Origin of the sequence: Vibrio sp. 10N.222.55.B11, from assembly GCF_041473705.1 — a bacterium.
In the GTDB taxonomy this organism is placed as follows: domain Bacteria; phylum Pseudomonadota; class Gammaproteobacteria; order Enterobacterales; family Vibrionaceae; genus Vibrio; species Vibrio crassostreae_C.
The window spans coordinates 57,938-75,273 of the sequence record NZ_JBFRST010000021.1; the positions used below are offsets into that span (position 1 = coordinate 57,938).

Below are 17,336 nucleotides of genomic sequence, written 5' to 3' on the forward strand. Positions count from 1 at the left end.
TAAGAAAAGCCCGGTCTATTAAAGTACCACTGCTTTTTCTTAGAATTTTCTAAGAAAGCCCTAGAATCGATTGGTTCTGGGGCTTTTTTCTATCTGCTGTTCGGGAAATGACAATAGCTCGAAAATTATGATGAATTATCGGATTGTTTAGCCCTGTCTCTAATCACTACTCTTTATCCAATAAAGACTTCCAGCTAACGTTTTTTGCCCTTTAACGGTAGCACCACAAACTTCATGACCCAATGCAACGACAGCAAGCCACTGAACGCGAAAGCGGCCATCATCAACGCGATGGCATTGATGGTTTTTGGGTCTTCTCTGAAAAACAGCCACCATACTCCCCAACTCAAAATCGACAACACCATCAGCTGATTCATGCAACGCTGGCAGCGACCGAGTTTGTTACGGATTTTTTCACTTTTATTGCAATGAATGCATGTCATCTTGGGTTTGATTCGCGTTATGCTTGTTGCCCTGATAATAACACGTCACAAGATATTGGATCACGGTGACACAGAGAGAGAAAGTCGATGATTGATCGCCAAGAAACCAAGCAACGTATGAGCCGTATTGTTAAACACAACGGTACTATCTACCTATGTGGCCAAGTTTGTGCTGATGCAACTAAAGACATCACTGAACAAACTCAAACCATGTTAGATAAAGTAGAAGCGCTACTTGAGCAAGCAGGCAGCGACAAAGAGCACATGCTGTCAGTAACGATTTACTTGAAAGACATGAAAGACTTCCAAGAAATGAATGCAGTGTGGGATGCATGGGTACCAGAAGGTCACGCTCCAGCTCGCGCATGTGTGACAGGCGACATGGCTCGCGAAGCGCTACTTGTTGAGATCTCTGTGATTGCTGCTGAGAAGTAATTGCTTAAAGCTTTTAGTGACGCAATGGCTTCAAGAGATTCCAGATACCTCGTCCCTCGGTTCTGGAATGACGAGTTTAGTTTTGGTTTAGCTGATGCGTCACTTTGATTTGCTTCAGTTTAGACGCGTTTTGAAAAGCACCGTTATTCTGGTTAGCTTCGCCTAGACGTGTATGAAAATTGCTGTCATTCCCGAGAGCGACGAAGGAGCGTAATCGGGAATCTATAGTTTACTCGTTGCCAAAAACAAAAAGGAAAGCCAATGGCTTTCCTTTTTAGTATCTAACGTTTGTTAACTGCTAATTGACTGGCGCTAGTCTGAGATTAACAACCAGGGCCACAATCTAGGCAGTGTTTCACCATCTCTGGGCCTAGGTGCAGTTTCGCATTCAGGTCACGTAGGGCAGTTCGTACACCCTCTTCGATTACTGGGTGGTAGAACGGCATGTCTAGCATCTCAGAAACCGTCATCTTGTTCTGGTGTGCCCATGCTAATAAGTGAGCCAAGTGTTCTGCGTTTGGTCCCATCATCTCAGCACCAAGGAAGCGGCCTGTGCCTTGCTCGCCGTATACGTGCAGAATACCTTTGTTGCGAAGCATCACTCGTGAACGACCTTGGTTTTCGAAAGACACTTCACCCGTTGCGAAACAGCCACATGTGCCTAAGCGTGTGGTGATCTCTTTGTAGGTTTCACCAACCATCGCGATTTGCGGGTCAGAGAATACTGCCGAGATTTTAGAGCGGCGTAGGCCTGCACGAATCTCTGGGAAGCGACCTGCATTGTCACCCGAAATACGAGCTTGGTCTGCTGCTTCATGCAGTAGAGGCAGTTGGTTACTCGCATCACCAGCGATAAATATTGATGGTAGTGATGTTTGTAGCGTGTAGTGGTCTGCGATTGGCACACCACGTTCATCAAGCTCTAGAGAGGTATTCTCTAAGCCAAGCTTGTCAGTGTTAGGGCGACGACCTGTTGCTGCTAGTACGTATTCAACGACGTTAGTTTCTAATTCACCTTGTTTATTGATGAACTGGATTTCGACACATGGCTCACCCGATTCAGTGGTAATGCGCTTCATGCTTTCGATTTTCACGTCGGCATCGAGATAGAACTCTTCATTGAAAGCTTTATCTGCATAAGCCATGATCTCTGGATCAGTTACTGGGCCAACTTGACCACCCAAACCGAACAGTTTGGTCTTCACACCTAAGCGGTGCAGTGACTGACCAAGCTCAAGACCAATAACACCAGGGCCAAATACCGCAACCGATTCTGGTAAATCATCCCAGCTGAACACGTCGTCGTTAATGATCAGGCGATCGCCAAGTTCATTCCAAACGGCAGGGTATGCAGGGCGAGAACCGGTCGCGATAACAATACGCTTAGCGGTGACAACCGTGTGGTCATCAATTTGTAGCGTGTTATCGTCTAAGAATTTTGCGTAACCAGAGATCTTGTCTTGCTCTGGGATTTCATCAACGCCTTCTAAAACAAAACCAACAAAACGGTCACGCTCAAACTTCACTCGCTCCATCACTTCACGACCGTTAATCACGATATCGCCTTGTGGGTGAACGCCAAAAGCCGGAGCTTTCTCGATTTGGTGTACGCTTTCTGCAGCTGCAATAAGCAGTTTAGATGGCATACAACCAACGCGAGCACAGGTAGTACCGTAAGGGCCGCCTTCAATCATCACGACACTGCCAGTGTGTGCTTTTGCAGCGCGGTAAGAACCTAGACCTGCCGTACCGCCCCCGATAACTGCTACATCTACATTGACTTGTTTCATAATAATTTTCTCGCAATGGCTGAATTTAGTTTGAACGAACCCCTCCAACTCTGGTGATTTTTTTGAGAGTCAGGATAACGGGTCAGTTTTGTGATTCTGTTTTATTAGGTTTAGCTTGTGACTCTGCTTTTATTGCTAACTATAGGTTAGTAAAAGACAGGCGAGTCACCAGCTATATTCTTTTTCCCAAAACTCAGATAAGAGTGTTTGGAATAGCTAACCCACAAGAGGGTGGGTTAGCTGATACTTCTAAGCCTATATCGGCGATGAAGCGATTAGCCTAGGAAAGTTTCTAGTTCTTCACTACCACCGATGTGTTTGCCACCGATGAATACTTGAGGAACGGTAGTGCGACCAGAGATTGCACGTAGGCTTACTGTTGTTGCATCTTTACCTAGAACCACTTCTTCGTAGTTCAGACCTTTGTCGATTAGGTTCTGTTTTGCTTTCATACAGAAAGGACAGCCTGGCTTAGTGAATACTGTGATTGACTCTTGCTCTTTGTGCTCAGGAGCAAGGTAGTTCAGCATAGTGTCTGCATCAGAAACCTTGAACGGGTCGCCTGGTACGTCTTCTTCGATGAACATTTTTTCTACCACGCCGTTTTTAACCAGCATGCTGTAGCGCCACGAACGTTTGCCGAAGCCGATGTCGTTTTTCTCAACTAGCATACCCATGCCGTCTGTGAAATCACCGTTACCATCAGGGATGAATGTGATGTTTTCCGCTTCTTGGTCTGCTTTCCATGCGTTCATTACGAACGTGTCGTTTACAGAAACACAAAGGATGTCATCAACGCCGTTTTCTTTGAACACTGAATGTAGTTCGTTGTAACGAGGTAGGTGGCTTGAAGAACATGTTGGAGTAAACGCACCTGGTAGGCTAAATACGATAACTGTCTTGTCTTTGAAAAGCTCTTCTGTCGTTACGTTAACCCATGCATCGCCTTGGCGAGTTGGGAATGTTACTTGAGGGATTGATTGACCTTCTTTAGATGCAAACATATTGATTTCCTTAAATAGTATTTTTAATTTTGTTCTATTAGAGCTTAACGTTTTTCGTTGCTCTGTTTCGTTTTGTTGAGCCCATTATTAGATAAATTCTTTGATAGCTCTAATCGTTTGATGTTATGGTTTTGATAGGTAAATTCTATCAAGAGCATTTTTCTTTTAAATGTTTCTATGAAACCCCTTGTTCTTATTAAAACCTGAGGTAAGAGACTGATCATGAATATTCGTGACTTTGAATACTTGGTGGCGCTCGCAGAGCATAAACACTTCCGAAAAGCGGCAGAAGCGTGCTTTGTCAGTCAGCCGACACTAAGCGGTCAAATACGCAAACTCGAAGATGAAATTGGACTTCAGTTAACCGAGCGTAGTCCAAGGAAGGTAATATTTACAGAATCAGGGTTACAACTTGTTGAACAAGCCAAGCGTATTCTCAATGAAGTGAAAACTTTTAAAGATATGGCGAGTGGACACGGTGAAGCGATGACGGGGCCAATGCACATTGGTTTTATTCCAACCGTGGGTCCTTACATCTTGCCTAAGATTGTTCCTCATCTAAAAGAGAGCTTCCCAGATCTTGAGCTTTACCTGCATGAAGCTCAGACCCATCAGTTAGTGAGCCAACTTGAAGATGGCAAGCTTGATTGCTTAGTACTGGCTGCGGTTGATGAAACGGCGGTGTTCAAAGAGATCGATGTGTATGACGAGCCGTTAAGTGTTGCCGTTCCATGTGACCACGAGTGGGCTCAGCAAGACACTGTCGATATGCTGCAGCTAAATGGACAAACCGTACTTGCGCTAGGTGACGGTCACTGTTTGAGAGACCAAGCCTTGGGCTTCTGTTTTGCTGCGGGCGCCAAAGATGATGAGCGCTTTAAGGCAACCAGCTTAGAAACGCTGCGTAACATGGTCGCGGCGGGGGCGGGGATTACCTTGCTTCCTCAGCTATCGGTGCCGAAAGAGAAGCAGAAAGACGGTGTGTGTTACGTACCTGCTGTGAATCCAACACCTTCACGTCGCATTGTTGTTGCCTACCGTCCGGGCTCTCCATTGAAGGGACGTTTCGAGCAATTGGCTGAGACGATTCGAACTCAACTGGAGAAGACGGCTTAGCGCTTGAATTTAGAGCCTAGTCTGGTCAGATATAGATATAAAAAAAGGGTTGATATGAATGCATATCAACCCTTTTTGTTGGTTCATGTTACTAGGTTCTACAAACCTTAGTTAGAACAGTTCTTCTACTGCTTCACCTGATGAGGTTGAGTAGATGTCATCATTGAAACGTTCAGTGATGTACTCGGTTGGCTCTGTGCCTTTCTCGAAGTACTCGAACATTGATGAGCTATCGAACTTGTTGGTCAGTAAGCCAGTTTCACGGTCGATACGAACACGGACGATGTTCTCAGGAATCTCTTTACGCTCAGCAGGAACACCCGCTAACGCCGTACCCATGAAATCAACCCATGCAGGTTCTGCTGTTTTCGCGCCAGCTTCTGCACCCGTAATTTGGTTCTTACCAAGATTTGAGTTCGCTTTGGTTCTGCCTAGGTTGCGGTTGTGGTTATCAAAACCAACCCATACCGTTGCAACCATGCCAGGGCCGTAACCGCTGTACCAAGTATCTTTCGAATCGTTGGTGGTACCCGTTTTTCCGCCAATGTCACGACGCTTCAACGGCTGTGCACGCCAACCTGTACCGTTCCAACCCGTACCTGCGCTCCAATCACCGCCACCCCAGATGTTGCTGTACATCATTTCACGAACAAGGAATGCGTTCTGTTCAGAGATAACTTGAGGTGCGTATTGTACTTTGGCATCCACATCTTGCTCTGCAAACTCATCAGCCATTGGGTCTGAGGTCATTTGCTGTGGGCAATCGTCTTTACAAACTACTTTTGGTGTCGCTTCAAATTCAGTCTCACCAAATGGTGTCTCAATGCGGCTGATGTAGAAAGGTTCAACGTAGTAGCCGCCATTAGCGAATACTGAGTAACCTTGAGCTACTTTCATTGGCGTTAAGCTACCCGCACCCAGAGCAATGGTTTCAGAGCGCGGAACTTCATCAATATCAAAGCCAAATCGAGTTAGGTAGTTACGAGTATCATCTAGACCTACTTCGCGCAGTACACGTACCGCCATTACGTTTTTAGACTGAGCTAAGCCAATACGTAAACGAGTTGGACCCACGTAAGTCGGTGGCGAGTTCTTTGGTCGCCATGCGGTACCTTGGCTCTTATCCCATTGGTTAATCGGTGCATCGTTGATCAGTGAGGCTAGCGTTAAGCCTTTCTCAATCGCTGCTGAGTAGATAAAGGGTTTGATACCAGAACCCACCTGACGAATAGATTGCGTTGCACGGTTGAACTTGTTGTGGACAAAGTTAAAGCCACCGACCATCGACAATACCGCGCCGTTGTTCGGGTTCATTGCAACAAATGCTGTGTTCGCATTCGGTACTTGGCTTAGTCGCCATACAATCGGTGTTTCTGATTCTGCAGTCGCTGACTCTTCTGTCGGCTCTTCAGAGACTTCATCGCCGGTAACGGCTTCATGGCGAACCCAGATTTGTTCACCAACCGCCAGAATTTCTTTCGCTTGAGAAGGCGCTGGTCCTTGGCGGTTATCCGTTAGGAATTTACGCGCCCAGTTCATGCCTTGCCATTCGATAGTGCCTTCACCTTGGTTCTTAACCCAAATTTGAGCACTTTTCGAATCAACCGCGGTAACAACAGCAGGGACTAGGTCACCATAGGTTGGTTGAGACTTAAGGTGTTTAACGATTTGTTCTTGATCCCACGCTGATTGCGCAGTCTGCCACAATACTTTTTCAGCACCACGGTAGCCGTGACGCTCATCGTAGCCAAGTAGGTTCTTAATTGCGGCTTGGTTCGCTGCTTTTTGCAGTTTCGAATCAACGGTCGTGTAGACCTTCATGCCTGATGTATAAGCTTCTTCACCATAGCGTTCCACCATCCAAGCACGTGCAACTTCAGCAACATATGGCGCGCTCAGTTCGATCTCTGCACCGTGGTATTTCGAGATAAGCTCTTCGCTACGAGCGTCATCGAACTCTGCTTGAGTGATGTATTTCTCGTCTAACATACGACGCAATACAACGTTACGACGGTTAGTCGCGCGCTCAACAGAGTAAATAGGGTTCATTGTCGAAGGTGCTTTTGGCATACCCGCAAGGGTCGCAATTTCACTCAGCGTGAGATCAGGAAGATCTTTACCGAAGTAAACACGTGCTGCCGCGCCAAAACCATACGAACGGTGACCAAGGAAGATCTTGTTGACGTAAAGCTCCATGATCTCTTCTTTACTAAGAAGTTGCTCAATGTGGATCGCAATGAAGATCTCTTTGATCTTACGCATAATCTTTTTCTCATTAGATAAGAAGAAGTTACGCGCAAGCTGCTGAGTAATGGTACTAGCACCTTGTTTGGCTGAACCCGACATTGCAACCACGAGTGCTGCACGTGTGATACCGATTGGGTCAATACCTGGGTGTTCATAGAAACGGCTATCTTCGGTGGCAATCAGAGCCTCAACTAAGTGGCGAGGAATCTCGTCATAAGTGACTGGATTACGACGCTTTTCACCAAATTGAGAGATCAGCTTACCGTCTTGACTGAAGACTTGCATCGGCGTTTGGAGTTCTACGTCGCGCAAAGTGGCAACATCAGGCAACTCTGGTTTTACGTAAAAATAAAACCCGAAAATTGTACTGACTCCAAGAATCATGCAAATCAATGTAAATATGAATAATCGCTTTATGAACTTCACCGGATAATCCCTGATTAGTTAAGGCTGATAAGCAGCAAACCCTTGTACTCTAGGCTAAAAACTTAGCTTTCGTTTATTAACGCTTATTTAACTAATAATCACAACCCCTAGATAATCAACGAAATGCTTGGCACTTCAGGAGCTAGGTCACATGGGTTCATCATTAATTACAGGTATAGATATAAATCATCACAGCATCAAAGCCGTGGTACTAAAACCCGTGGGGGAGTTGTATGCCCTAGTGGGATACAAAGAGCTGCCGATTTCGGACGACATTTTTACAGCTAACCATACTTTGGAGTATCAGAAAACTGTTAAGAAACTTAAAGAACTTAGGAAAGGACTGCCTTTTGGCTGTCGCAACGTCGCCATTTCGGTACCTGATAACACGGTGATCAGCAAAGTACTGCAAATAGAGAGTGAGTTAGAAGACAGAGAAAAAGAGTTTTCTATCTATCAAACCTTCGCCCATCAATCTCCCTTTCCTATCGAGGAGCTGAGTTTAGATTTTGTAAAGCTGGAAGACAAACGATTTGGTAAAGGTTCGACAAGCAGTTATCAGGTATACGCCACTCGTAAAGAAGTTGTGGATAGCCGAGCGGATGCATTAACCAAGGCTGGCTTCAAACCTGTGGTGGTGGATACACAGGCGCATGGGCTACTTAATATCTGGCAATTGGCCTCGCGCCTGTATCCCGATAAGAAAAACTGGTTGCTAGTGGATGTTGGAATCGACCAAACCTCGCTAGGGGTTATCCCGCAGAATTCGGCGCCTTTCTATAAAGACATCGCCTTTGGCACTCAAGATCTTCGCAGCTCAGATGACCCGAGTGATATCGAGAGCGTGTTCGGTACTATGGAAGAGACACATCAATTCATTGTTAACCTGATTGAGAAGCTCAAGCGTCAATTGCAGCTCTATTCATCGGGAAATGCGCAGCAACCTATCTCAGGGATTTGGTTGATGGGCGAGGGCGCCAGCATCCCTATGGTAACCGAAGAGCTAGAACGCCATTTTCAGTTGAGCTGCGAGTCATTGAATCCTTTGTCTTTATTTGAGAATAAGGTCGCCAAGAGACGCCGACTGCCGATTGACTGGCAACACTTTGGTATCGCGGCGGGTATGGCGATGAGTGGGCTCAAGTGGCAGGGAGAGAAGCATGTTGCATCAAATTAACCTGCTGCCGTGGCGTGATGAGATTCGTGCTCAGCACAAGAAGCGTTTTATCCATCTGGTCATTCTTGGCGTCATCATTGCGCTTATAGGGCAATGGGCGGTTGGTCACTATTTTCACGATCAACAAGCCAAGCAGCAAGCTCGCCTCAATTACCTCAATCAGTACATTGCTGAGCTCGACCGACAAATTCAGTCGTTAAAAGTCGCAGAGCAAGAACACAAAGCCATTCTGACTCGACTTGATGTGGTTGAGTCGCTGCAGCTTGGCCGTAATAAGACCACCGACTTCATGAACTTGATGCCGGAGCTGATTCCAGAGGGTGTCTATGTCGACAAGATAAAGATGAATGGTCAGGAGATTGAAATGTCGGGCATCAGCGACAGCACTGCTCGTCTCGCCACCATGTTGGACAACCTCGAACGTTCAGATTCTTTGAAAGGGGTCGAGATGCACTCTATCGTTCATAACCGCAAGCGCTTCAATAAAGAGTTTCAGACCTTCAAGGTCTCTTTTGTGTTTAGCCCTGTCTCTTTAGAAAACACAACCGCGAGCAGAAAAGAGAAGGAGGCACATCATGGCTAACCTTCAAAATAGGATGAGCTTGCAAGATCTCGATGTTGATGATATCACCGAATGGCCATTGCTGCCTCAGCTTCTCGTGATTCTGGTGTTGATAGTGTTAATCCAAGGTGTAGGCACTTGGCTTTATGTGTTGCCACTCGACGATGAACTGCAACAGATGAAGCAACAAGAACAAACCTTAAAGACGACCTTGCGAATAAAGGCCAACAAGGTTGCAGCCTTGCCTAAATTGCAGAGTCAGCTGGATGAACTAACCAGTCGCTACGATTACCTGTTAGAGCAGCTGCCTGTTCAAAAAGAGCTAGCAAGTATGTTGGCGTCTGTGAATGAACTCGGCTTGGATAATTCGCTGACCTTTACTCGAATCGATTGGGGACAAAAACAGAACAAGGAGTTTCTCTATCGTTTACCGCTCAATATCGAGCTGACGGGTGACTACCATGAGATTGGTGACTTTTCGGCTGCCATCGCTAAGCTGCCGCGCATCATTAGCTTTGATGATGTGAACTGGCAGCGAGTTAGCCAAGAAAGTAGCACTCTGCACTTTAGGGTTCGAGCTTATACCTACCAGTTTAAATCGGAGGTTAATGATGAAACCCAATAGCGCGTTTTACTCAATCGTATTGATGCTTGCGTTGTCAGGCTGCAAAGCTAATCAAGACTCACTGCAAGATTTTGTGGCGCAGGTTGAAGCCAAGGCGAGAAAAGATGTCGAGCAACTTGTCCCAGCAACTGAATTCACGGCGGCGACTTATCAGCGCCGATCTTTGCGTCCTCCCTTTGAACTGCCTAAAGAAGCCATTGTGCAAAACCAACCCTTGGTTAAGAAAGACTGTTGGCAACCCAGCGCCCGTTCTCGTAATGGCAAGTTAGAGAAGTACCCGCTGAGTAAGCTTCGTTTAAGAGGCGTGATGGGCAGTGGCTCAAGCGTGTTTGGCTTAGTGCAAACACCCAAAGGCAACGTGGTAAACGTCAAGAAAGGCCAGTTTATCGGCTTAAACAATGGCCGAGTTACTAAGGTGACGAGCCAATACGTTCAGATTAATGAAACTCTTCCAGATGGCTTAGGTTGTTGGCATAAGCGCAACGTTAGGCTGGCTCTGAAGTAAACCAATGTCACATGATGTGGATATGAGATGTAAATATGATTAAAGGAATAAGTGGATTAGTGAGCAAGGCTCTACAAGGTTTTGCTGTGTCTGTGATGTTGGTTGTTAGCGTGCTCAGCCATGCCGAGAGCTTACCGAACAAATTGGAGAATATTGATTTTAGGGTCAATAAGGATAAAGACGCCGTCATCATTATTGAGCTGGCGACCAGCACAGCAGTGGTGGATGTTCAACGAGCTCAGGAAGGGTTAAGTATCGAGCTAATCAATACTCAAGTTGATGATGACAAGCTCTACCTGCTGGATGTGAAGGATTTCGCTACCTTGGTTGAAGGCATTGAAGTCTATAAAGAGACACCAAGCACTCGGCTTCTAGCGACGATTAGCAATGACTATCAGTATGAATACAACCTAAAGGGGCGCTTTATTGAGGTGGTGATCAGCAAACCGGTGCTCGATGAAGCGACCAAAGAAAAAAGCGTTCTAGAGAAAGAGGGCAAGCTGATATCGATTAACTTCCAGGATATCCCGGTACGAAATGTCCTGCAACTGATTGCCGATTACAACGACTTCAATCTCGTGGTGTCTGATTCGGTAGCCGGAAACCTGACGTTACGCTTAGATGGCGTACCTTGGCAGCAAGTTCTCGACATTATCTTGCAAGTTAAAGGCTTGGATAAGCGTGTTGATGGCAATGTTATCTTGGTCGCGCCGAAAGCGGAGCTCGACCTTCGAGAGCAACAAGCGTTAGAGAAATCGCGCTTAGAAGAGGAGTTAGGGGAGCTTAAATCGGAAATCATCAAGATTAACTTTGCTAAAGCCACCGACATCGCTGACATGATTGGAGGTGAAGGTGCGGTCAGCATGTTGTCCGATCGTGGTTCGATTACCATTGATGAGCGCACCAACTCACTGCTCATTCGTGAATTGGAAGAAAACATTGCCGTGATCCGAGGCATCATTGAATCGTTAGACATTCCCGTGAAGCAGGTACAGATAGAGGCACGTATTGTCACGGTTACTGAGGGTAATCTTGATGAGCTTGGCGTGCGCTGGGGCGTTTCCTCAACCAACGGAAGCTTCACCGTTGGTGGCTCAATCGAAGGTAACCACCCATCAGCGATTACGCCGTATGACGACGATAGCGGCAGCAGCGTGATTGATGACTATCTCAACGTCAATTTAGGGGCAACATCGCCGAACGCCTCGAGTATTGCGTTTCAGGTGGCCAAACTGGGTTCAGATACCTTACTCGATCTTGAACTGTCGGCACTGCAACAAGAGTCAAAAGCTGAAATCATTTCTAGTCCACGCTTAATCACCACCAATAAAAAGCCGGCTTATATTGAGCAAGGTACTGAAATTCCTTACTTAGAGTCATCTTCAAGTGGCGCTACGTCGGTTGCATTTAAGAAAGCCGTGTTGAGTCTTAAGGTGACACCGCAGATCACGCCCGATAATCGTTTGGTATTGGATTTGAGCGTGACTCAAGATAGGCCAGGGCAAGTGGTAAAAACTGGAACCGGTGAAGCGGTCGCCATTGATACGCAAAGAATAGGTACGCAAGTGCTTGTTAATAATGGTGAAACTGTCGTGCTTGGCGGGATATTTCAGCACAGCGTGAGCAGTACAGTGGATAAAGTTCCTCTGTTGGGGGACCTGCCAGTTTTGGGCGCATTGTTCCGTCGCAGCTATGAAAATGTGGGTAAAAGTGAACTACTTATTTTTGTCACACCCAAAGTTGTGATTCAGTAATGAACAATTAGATTAAAAATAAAGTTGCATTAGTGGCACCTAACCTTGATAATTTCGGGTCTTATCACGAATTATCTGTGAGGAATCGGTGCCACGGGCCTTTTAATTTCAGTACTTGTACTGACCTACCTTGTGGCGATGTCATTGAATTAACGTTGTAAATTACTGCTAAAAACATGGCTGAGAAACGCAATATTTTTCTTGTTGGCCCAATGGGCGCCGGCAAAAGTACAATTGGTAGACACCTAGCTTCCCAACTTCATATGGAGTTTCTAGACTCTGACACTGTGATCGAAGAGCGCACTGGCGCAGACATCGCATGGGTTTTTGATGTTGAGGGCGAAGAAGGTTTCCGTAAGCGCGAAGAATCTGTAATCAATGATCTGACAGAAGAACAAGGTATTGTTCTTGCGACAGGTGGTGGTTCAGTGTTGAGCAAAGAAAACCGTAACCGTCTATCTGCACGAGGCATTGTTGTATACCTAGAGACAACAATTGAAAAGCAACTTGCTCGCACTAACCGCGACAAGAAACGCCCTCTACTTCAAACAGACAACCCGCGTGATGTGCTAGAAGATCTAGCTGTATCTCGCAACGCACTATACGAAGAAGTGGCGGACTACACAGTTCGTACTGACGACCAAAGTGCAAAAGTGGTAGCCAACCAGATCGTAAAAATGCTAGAAGAACGTTAAGTTCATTTTTTCGGAGAGCAAACCCATGGAACGGATTACGGTCAATCTAGCTGAGCGTAGCTACCCTATCTCTATTGGCGCCGGGTTATTTGAAGACCCGGCGTACCTTTCTTTTTTATCAGGTAAGCAGAAAGTTGTTGTTATCAGTAATGTGACAGTAGCGCCTCTTTATGCTGATAAAATTTTATCGCTATTGGATCAAGTCGGCTGTCAGACATCTCTTCTCGAGCTGCCAGACGGTGAACAGTACAAAACCCTTGAAACGTTCAATTCAGTGATGAGCTACATGCTTGAAGGAAATTACAGCCGCGATGTGGTGGTGATTGCTTTAGGAGGTGGTGTTATCGGTGACTTGGTCGGTTTTGCTGCCTCTTGTTACCAGCGCGGTATTGATTTCATTCAAATCCCGACGACCCTTCTTTCTCAAGTGGACTCTTCTGTTGGTGGTAAAACCGCAGTAAACCATCCTCTTGGTAAGAATATGATCGGCGCTTTTTACCAACCGAAATCTGTGATCATCGATACCAACTGTTTATCAACGCTTCCAGAGCGTGAGTTTGCAGCGGGCATTGCTGAGGTGATCAAATACGGCATCATTTACGATGAAGCCTTCTTTGATTGGTTGGAGCAGAATCTAGAGAAACTTTATCAACTTGATGAAGAAGCACTGATTACCGCGATTGCTCGTTGTTGTGCAATTAAGGCTGAAGTGGTGGCTCTAGATGAAAAAGAGTCAGGAATCAGAGCGTTATTGAACCTAGGTCATACATTTGGTCATGCGATTGAAGCAGAACTAGGCTATGGTAATTGGCTACATGGTGAAGCTGTGTCGTCAGGCACTGTAATGGCAGCTAAAACAGCTCAATTACAGGGACTGATCTCTCAGCAGCAACTTGAGCGAATTATTTCTATACTCAAGAATGCGAAACTACCAATCCATACGCCAGAAAGCATGTCTTTTGAAGACTTTATGAAGCACATGATGCGCGATAAAAAAGTGCTGTCTGGTCAGTTGCGTTTGGTATTACCAACAAGTATTGGTACTGCTGAAGTGGTTGCTGATGTGCCTCAAGACATCATTAAACAAGCGATCGATTTCTGCCGTACTCTTTAAATTTGGTTGTGAGGTTGCCTAGCTAAACTCTAGGCAACTGAAGCGTTTTACTGATCGATCTTATCAGTAGGGATCCCCAATGAGTTTGGCTCATGAATTAAGAGTATTAGAGTTAGAATCTCAAGTTGAGCTGCTAGAGCGCTTACAGCTTTTGACTAACTTTGGTTCAAACCTTGTGACGGTGGCGGGCAAAGCTGGCTCTGGCCGATCTTGGTTGGCTCAGCGTTATCTTGAAGCATGGTCGACAGAAAAAAATCAGTGTTTACTGCTTTGTCATCCAAGCCAAGACGATCAACAACGCCGTGCGCTCATTCTTAGCCAAATTGTTTCTGATCCCCTGTTTAATCAACATGATTCTTTATCGGATAGCCTAACAAGGTTACTGGATGGAGAACCGTGTAATGTGGTTATCGTCGTTGATGATGCCCAACGACTTTCTGAGCTATTGGTATCCGAATTATGGATGTTGGTACTGGAAGCTCAATCAAACCCTCAATGGACGATCAATATCGTTCTCTTCTCGGAACCTGGCCACTTAGATACGTTATTAACGCGTTTGAGCTACGGTCAACAACACAAACCTATCGATCTTGAGATCGATGACCTTTCGCAACCAGAAGCTGAACATTTCTTTGAATCACTGGTGATTCGATATGTTGATGATGAGTCTGAAACTTGCGTGCGACGTGCGTTTAATAAAGCGCAACCTCTGCCCGGTGAGTTAATGGCTTTAGGAGAATTGAAAGTGGAAAAAAGGATTATTATTCGCTCAATTATTGGCTCACCCATCAATATCGCGATTGTGGTGGCCTTGCTGTTGATTTTAATTGGTGGTGGTTATTGGTGGATGTTCAGTCAACCAACCCCTGACGATAAAGCGCAATCTCTTATCGCTCCGATTGAACAGACAGCTATCCCAACTTTTGAAGTGGAAAGTGGTACCGAGCAAGCTGGAATCGACGGAATCGACGGAATGGACGATTCTGAAGCCGAAGCTGACATGAGTTATCAAGGTGCTGATGACGACAGCTCATCTTTGCCACCGACTGTCGTTGAAGATACCGCGAGTGTTGGAGAAGTCGAACAAGATCAGCAGCGTGTCGTAATCACCTCTGATGTGGTTGATGCCTTGCTTGATGATAAACCTGAAAGTGCCGATACCAGTGCGATTGATGCTGCTGTTGAAGAAAACACAGGTGCCGCGGTGAGTTCGCAATCAGATGCAGACAAAGTGGAGTCACAGCCTTCAGCCGATGAAGCAACAGACCTAACACAGTCCACGCCACCGACTAAGAAAATTACATTCTCATTTTCTCGCGAAGAGTTACAAGCTATCTCTCCGCGAGCTTATACTTTGCAGTTGAGTGCGATGACATCATTGGACGACGTACAGTCTTTCATTGAAGAGTATGACCTTGAGAACAAGGTTCGTATTTACCCAACACTTCGCAACGACACCAAGTGGTTTATTATCACTTATCAAGATTACCCAACGATTCAAGTGGCGAGAGACGCGGTAAGTGCGTTATCAAAACCCCTTCAACAGTTGGAACCTTGGGCAAAATCGATGAATCAAGTGCATCGAGAGATAGAACGTGCGAAATAACCCTGAGCTTAGCCTCAAAATATGTTACATTCCGCAGCCTTATTTTTGAGTTGATAGATAGAGCAGTAAATGAAAAAGCAGCGTGCCTTTCTAAAATGGGCTGGTGGTAAATATGGCCTAGTTGAAGACATCCAACGTCACCTGCCACATGCTCGTAAATTGGTAGAACCGTTTGTCGGTGCCGGCTCAGTATTTCTGAATACTGACTTTGAACAGTACCTGCTTGCAGATATCAATCCCGATCTTATCAACCTGTACAACCTGCTTAAAACCGATCCTGAAACTTATATCACGGAAGCGAAGCGCTGGTTCTGTCCTGAGAACAACCGTAAAGAAGCCTTCTTAGATATTCGCGCTGAGTTCAATGGTACAGATAACGTCATGTATCGTTCATTGGCTTTCTTGTATATGAACCGATTTGGCTTCAATGGCCTATGTCGTTACAACAAGAAGGGCGGTTTTAACGTTCCATTTGGTTCTTATAAAAAACCTTACTTCCCAGAAGCTGAGCTGGAATTTTTTGCCGAGAAAGCGAAAAAAGCCACCTTCGTCTGTGAGGGATACCATGAAACCTTTAGCCGCGCGCGCAAAGGCTGTGTGGTTTACTGCGATCCTCCATACGCACCACTGTCGAACACGGCAAACTTTACCTCTTACGCAGGTAATGGCTTTAGCTTAGATGACCAAGCTGCACTGGCGGATGTTGCTGAAAAAGCAGCGATGGAACGAGGCATCCCTGTCTTGATCTCAAACCATGACACCACCTTAACGCGCCGTTTATACCATGGTGCAGAACTGAACGTGGTCAAGGTTAAGCGCACCATTAGCCGTAATGGCGCAGGGCGCAATAAAGTCGATGAGTTACTGGCACTTTTTCATAAAGAGAAAAACCAGCAACACGCTTCAGAAGAATTGTAGCGGCCAACATAACCCTCGAACTCATTAAATTGAGTGACCAACGGGTACTTTCATAAACTAATCTTTCGAACTGCTAGGATCTGCTTAGTTGCTTAGGTAGAATTGCACACCAAATAGTCTTGGAATTGAGTCTTGTATTTGTATATGAGATGTCACAAGGCGGTGATATTCGCAATTTACTCACTCTTAAGAGGTTTGGTATGAAAGATTTTCTAATCGCTCCATCGATTTTGTCTGCAGATTTTGCTCGTCTTGGTGAAGACGTAGAAAAAGTACTCGCAGCTGGTGCTGATGTTGTGCACTTCGATGTGATGGACAACCACTACGTACCTAACCTGACTTTTGGCGCGCCTATCTGTAAAGCGCTGCGCGACTACGGTATTACGGCTCCTATCGATGTTCACCTTATGGTTAAGCCAGTAGACAGCATCGTGCCTGAGTTTGCTAAAGCCGGCGCATCAATGATTACCTTCCACGTTGAAGCTTCAGAGCACATCGATCGCACTCTACAGCTAATCAAAGAGCACGGCTGTAAAGCGGGTGTGGTTCTTAACCCTGCAACGCCGCTTTCTTGCTTAGATTACATCCTAGACAAAGTAGACATGATTCTACTGATGTCTGTGAACCCAGGCTTCGGCGGTCAATCTTTCATTCCTCACACGCTAGATAAACTACGTGCTGTTCGTAAGCTGATTGATGAGTCAGGCCGTGACATTCGCCTTGAGATTGATGGCGGCGTGAAGGTTGATAACATCCGTGAAATCGCAGAAGCGGGCGCAGATATGTTCGTTGCGGGTTCAGCTATCTTCAATCAACCGGATTACAAAGAAGTGATTGATGAGATGCGTGCAGAGCTTGCAAAAGTAAACGCATAATCGTAAAACTACAGATAGATTGAATATTAAGGGGCTAATTTGCC

At 45.8% G+C, this 17,336-nt stretch carries 17 protein-coding genes; 12 read left to right on the forward strand and 5 right to left on the reverse strand.

What is annotated here, in order from left to right; genetic code table 11:
- Nucleotides 1–194: 194 nt before the first annotated feature.
- Entirely contained in the window at nt 195–443 is a 249-nt protein-coding gene (locus AB4503_RS09790; RefSeq protein ID WP_029235423.1) for a DUF3624 domain-containing protein, read from the reverse strand.
- An 87-nt stretch (nt 444–530) separates the two neighbouring features.
- Between AB4503_RS09790 and AB4503_RS09795 the strand changes: the two genes are divergently transcribed.
- Entirely contained in the window at nt 531–878 is a 348-nt protein-coding gene (locus AB4503_RS09795; RefSeq protein ID WP_372114469.1) for a RidA family protein, read from the forward strand.
- 323 nt (nt 879–1,201) lie between these two features.
- Here the strand turns inward: AB4503_RS09795 and AB4503_RS09800 are convergent, their stop codons facing one another.
- The 3 genes from AB4503_RS09800 to AB4503_RS09810 all read right to left on the reverse strand — a co-directional run bounded on the left by AB4503_RS09800 (nt 1,202) and on the right by AB4503_RS09810 (nt 3,896).
- Nucleotides 1,202–2,668: a dihydrolipoyl dehydrogenase gene (locus tag AB4503_RS09800; RefSeq protein ID WP_372114471.1), complete on the reverse strand. Its 1,467-nt coding sequence runs from the start codon at nt 2,666–2,668 to the stop codon at nt 1,202–1,204.
- A 275-nt stretch (nt 2,669–2,943) separates the two neighbouring features.
- Entirely contained in the window at nt 2,944–3,672 is a 729-nt protein-coding gene (locus tag AB4503_RS09805) for a glutathione peroxidase (RefSeq protein WP_017061133.1), read from the reverse strand.
- Between the two features lie 44 nt (nt 3,673–3,716).
- On the reverse strand, nt 3,717–3,896 hold the full coding sequence (locus tag AB4503_RS09810) for a hypothetical protein (RefSeq protein WP_017068839.1): 180 nt from the start codon (nt 3,894–3,896) through the stop codon (nt 3,717–3,719).
- On the opposite strand from AB4503_RS09810, the gene oxyR reads away from it, so the two are divergent.
- Nucleotides 3,895–4,788 carry a DNA-binding transcriptional regulator OxyR gene (gene oxyR / locus AB4503_RS09815; RefSeq protein ID WP_017061132.1) on the forward strand — a complete coding sequence of 298 codons (894 nt, stop codon included), beginning with the start codon at nt 3,895–3,897 and terminating at the stop codon, nt 4,786–4,788. The genes AB4503_RS09810 and oxyR overlap by 2 nt on opposite strands.
- 111 nt (nt 4,789–4,899) lie before the next feature.
- Here oxyR and AB4503_RS09820 read toward each other — a convergent pair whose 3' ends face one another.
- Entirely contained in the window at nt 4,900–7,461 is a 2,562-nt protein-coding gene (locus AB4503_RS09820) for a penicillin-binding protein 1A (protein WP_372114473.1), read from the reverse strand.
- Nucleotides 7,462–7,612: 151 nt separating this feature from the next.
- On the opposite strand from AB4503_RS09820, the gene pilM reads away from it, so the two are divergent.
- The 10 genes from pilM (at nt 7,613) to rpe (ending at nt 17,292) form a co-directional block, all read left to right on the forward strand.
- A complete protein-coding gene (pilM, locus tag AB4503_RS09825) occupies nt 7,613–8,638 on the forward strand; it encodes a type IV pilus assembly protein PilM (RefSeq protein WP_017061130.1) in 1,026 nt (341 codons plus the stop codon).
- Nucleotides 8,622–9,221 (forward strand): PilN domain-containing protein, encoded by a 600-nt coding sequence (locus AB4503_RS09830; protein ID WP_372114475.1) that lies wholly within the window; start codon nt 8,622–8,624, stop codon nt 9,219–9,221. The genes pilM and AB4503_RS09830 overlap by 17 nt, the downstream gene beginning before the upstream one ends.
- On the forward strand, nt 9,214–9,825 hold the full coding sequence (locus tag AB4503_RS09835) for a type 4a pilus biogenesis protein PilO (RefSeq protein ID WP_372114476.1): 612 nt from the start codon (nt 9,214–9,216) through the stop codon (nt 9,823–9,825). Before AB4503_RS09830 ends, AB4503_RS09835 begins: the two co-directional genes overlap by 8 nt.
- Nucleotides 9,812–10,330, forward strand: a complete 519-nt coding sequence (locus AB4503_RS09840; RefSeq protein WP_017063694.1) for a pilus assembly protein PilP — start codon at nt 9,812–9,814, stop codon at nt 10,328–10,330. The genes AB4503_RS09835 and AB4503_RS09840 overlap by 14 nt, the downstream gene beginning before the upstream one ends.
- 35 nt (nt 10,331–10,365) lie before the next feature.
- Nucleotides 10,366–12,084, forward strand: a complete 1,719-nt coding sequence (locus tag AB4503_RS09845; RefSeq protein WP_032545762.1) for a type IV pilus secretin PilQ — start codon at nt 10,366–10,368, stop codon at nt 12,082–12,084.
- Between the two features lie 176 nt (nt 12,085–12,260).
- Nucleotides 12,261–12,779, forward strand: a complete 519-nt coding sequence (gene aroK, locus AB4503_RS09850) for a shikimate kinase AroK (RefSeq protein WP_017061125.1) — start codon at nt 12,261–12,263, stop codon at nt 12,777–12,779.
- A gap of 25 nt (nt 12,780–12,804) precedes the next feature.
- Complete coding sequence (gene aroB / locus AB4503_RS09855) at nt 12,805–13,893, forward strand: 3-dehydroquinate synthase (protein WP_017061124.1); 1,089 nt, start codon at nt 12,805–12,807, stop codon at nt 13,891–13,893.
- A 79-nt stretch (nt 13,894–13,972) separates the two neighbouring features.
- Nucleotides 13,973–15,499, forward strand: coding sequence for an SPOR domain-containing protein (locus AB4503_RS09860; RefSeq protein WP_372114478.1), 1,527 nt, complete (start codon nt 13,973–13,975; stop codon nt 15,497–15,499).
- 69 nt (nt 15,500–15,568) lie between these two features.
- Entirely contained in the window at nt 15,569–16,417 is an 849-nt protein-coding gene (locus tag AB4503_RS09865; protein ID WP_372114480.1) for a Dam family site-specific DNA-(adenine-N6)-methyltransferase, read from the forward strand.
- 200 nt (nt 16,418–16,617) lie between these two features.
- The gene (gene rpe, locus AB4503_RS09870; protein ID WP_010435263.1) at nt 16,618–17,292 is read left to right on the forward strand and encodes a ribulose-phosphate 3-epimerase; all 675 of its coding nucleotides are present in this window, start codon (nt 16,618–16,620) and stop codon (nt 17,290–17,292) included.
- The last annotated feature ends 44 nt before the right edge of the window (nt 17,293–17,336 follow it).

Coding starts and splice junctions, on each gene's coding strand:
- AB4503_RS09790 (WP_029235423.1), bottom strand. CDS start 443: ATGACATGCATTCATTGCAATAAAAGTGAAAAAATCCGTAACAAACTC.
- AB4503_RS09795 (WP_372114469.1), top strand. CDS start 531: ATGATTGATCGCCAAGAAACCAAGCAACGTATGAGCCGTATTGTTAAA.
- AB4503_RS09800 (WP_372114471.1), bottom strand. CDS start 2,668: ATGAAACAAGTCAATGTAGATGTAGCAGTTATCGGGGGCGGTACGGCA.
- AB4503_RS09805 (WP_017061133.1), bottom strand. CDS start 3,672: ATGTTTGCATCTAAAGAAGGTCAATCAATCCCTCAAGTAACATTCCCA.
- oxyR (WP_017061132.1), top strand. CDS start 3,895: ATGAATATTCGTGACTTTGAATACTTGGTGGCGCTCGCAGAGCATAAA.
- AB4503_RS09810 (WP_017068839.1), bottom strand. CDS start 3,896: ATGATCAGTCTCTTACCTCAGGTTTTAATAAGAACAAGGGGTTTCATA.
- pilM (WP_017061130.1), top strand. CDS start 7,613: ATGGGTTCATCATTAATTACAGGTATAGATATAAATCATCACAGCATC.
- AB4503_RS09830 (WP_372114475.1), top strand. CDS start 8,622: ATGTTGCATCAAATTAACCTGCTGCCGTGGCGTGATGAGATTCGTGCT.
- AB4503_RS09835 (WP_372114476.1), top strand. CDS start 9,214: ATGGCTAACCTTCAAAATAGGATGAGCTTGCAAGATCTCGATGTTGAT.
- AB4503_RS09840 (WP_017063694.1), top strand. CDS start 9,812: ATGAAACCCAATAGCGCGTTTTACTCAATCGTATTGATGCTTGCGTTG.
- AB4503_RS09845 (WP_032545762.1), top strand. CDS start 10,366: ATGATTAAAGGAATAAGTGGATTAGTGAGCAAGGCTCTACAAGGTTTT.
- aroK (WP_017061125.1), top strand. CDS start 12,261: ATGGCTGAGAAACGCAATATTTTTCTTGTTGGCCCAATGGGCGCCGGC.
- aroB (WP_017061124.1), top strand. CDS start 12,805: ATGGAACGGATTACGGTCAATCTAGCTGAGCGTAGCTACCCTATCTCT.
- AB4503_RS09860 (WP_372114478.1), top strand. CDS start 13,973: ATGAGTTTGGCTCATGAATTAAGAGTATTAGAGTTAGAATCTCAAGTT.
- AB4503_RS09865 (WP_372114480.1), top strand. CDS start 15,569: ATGAAAAAGCAGCGTGCCTTTCTAAAATGGGCTGGTGGTAAATATGGC.
- rpe (WP_010435263.1), top strand. CDS start 16,618: ATGAAAGATTTTCTAATCGCTCCATCGATTTTGTCTGCAGATTTTGCT.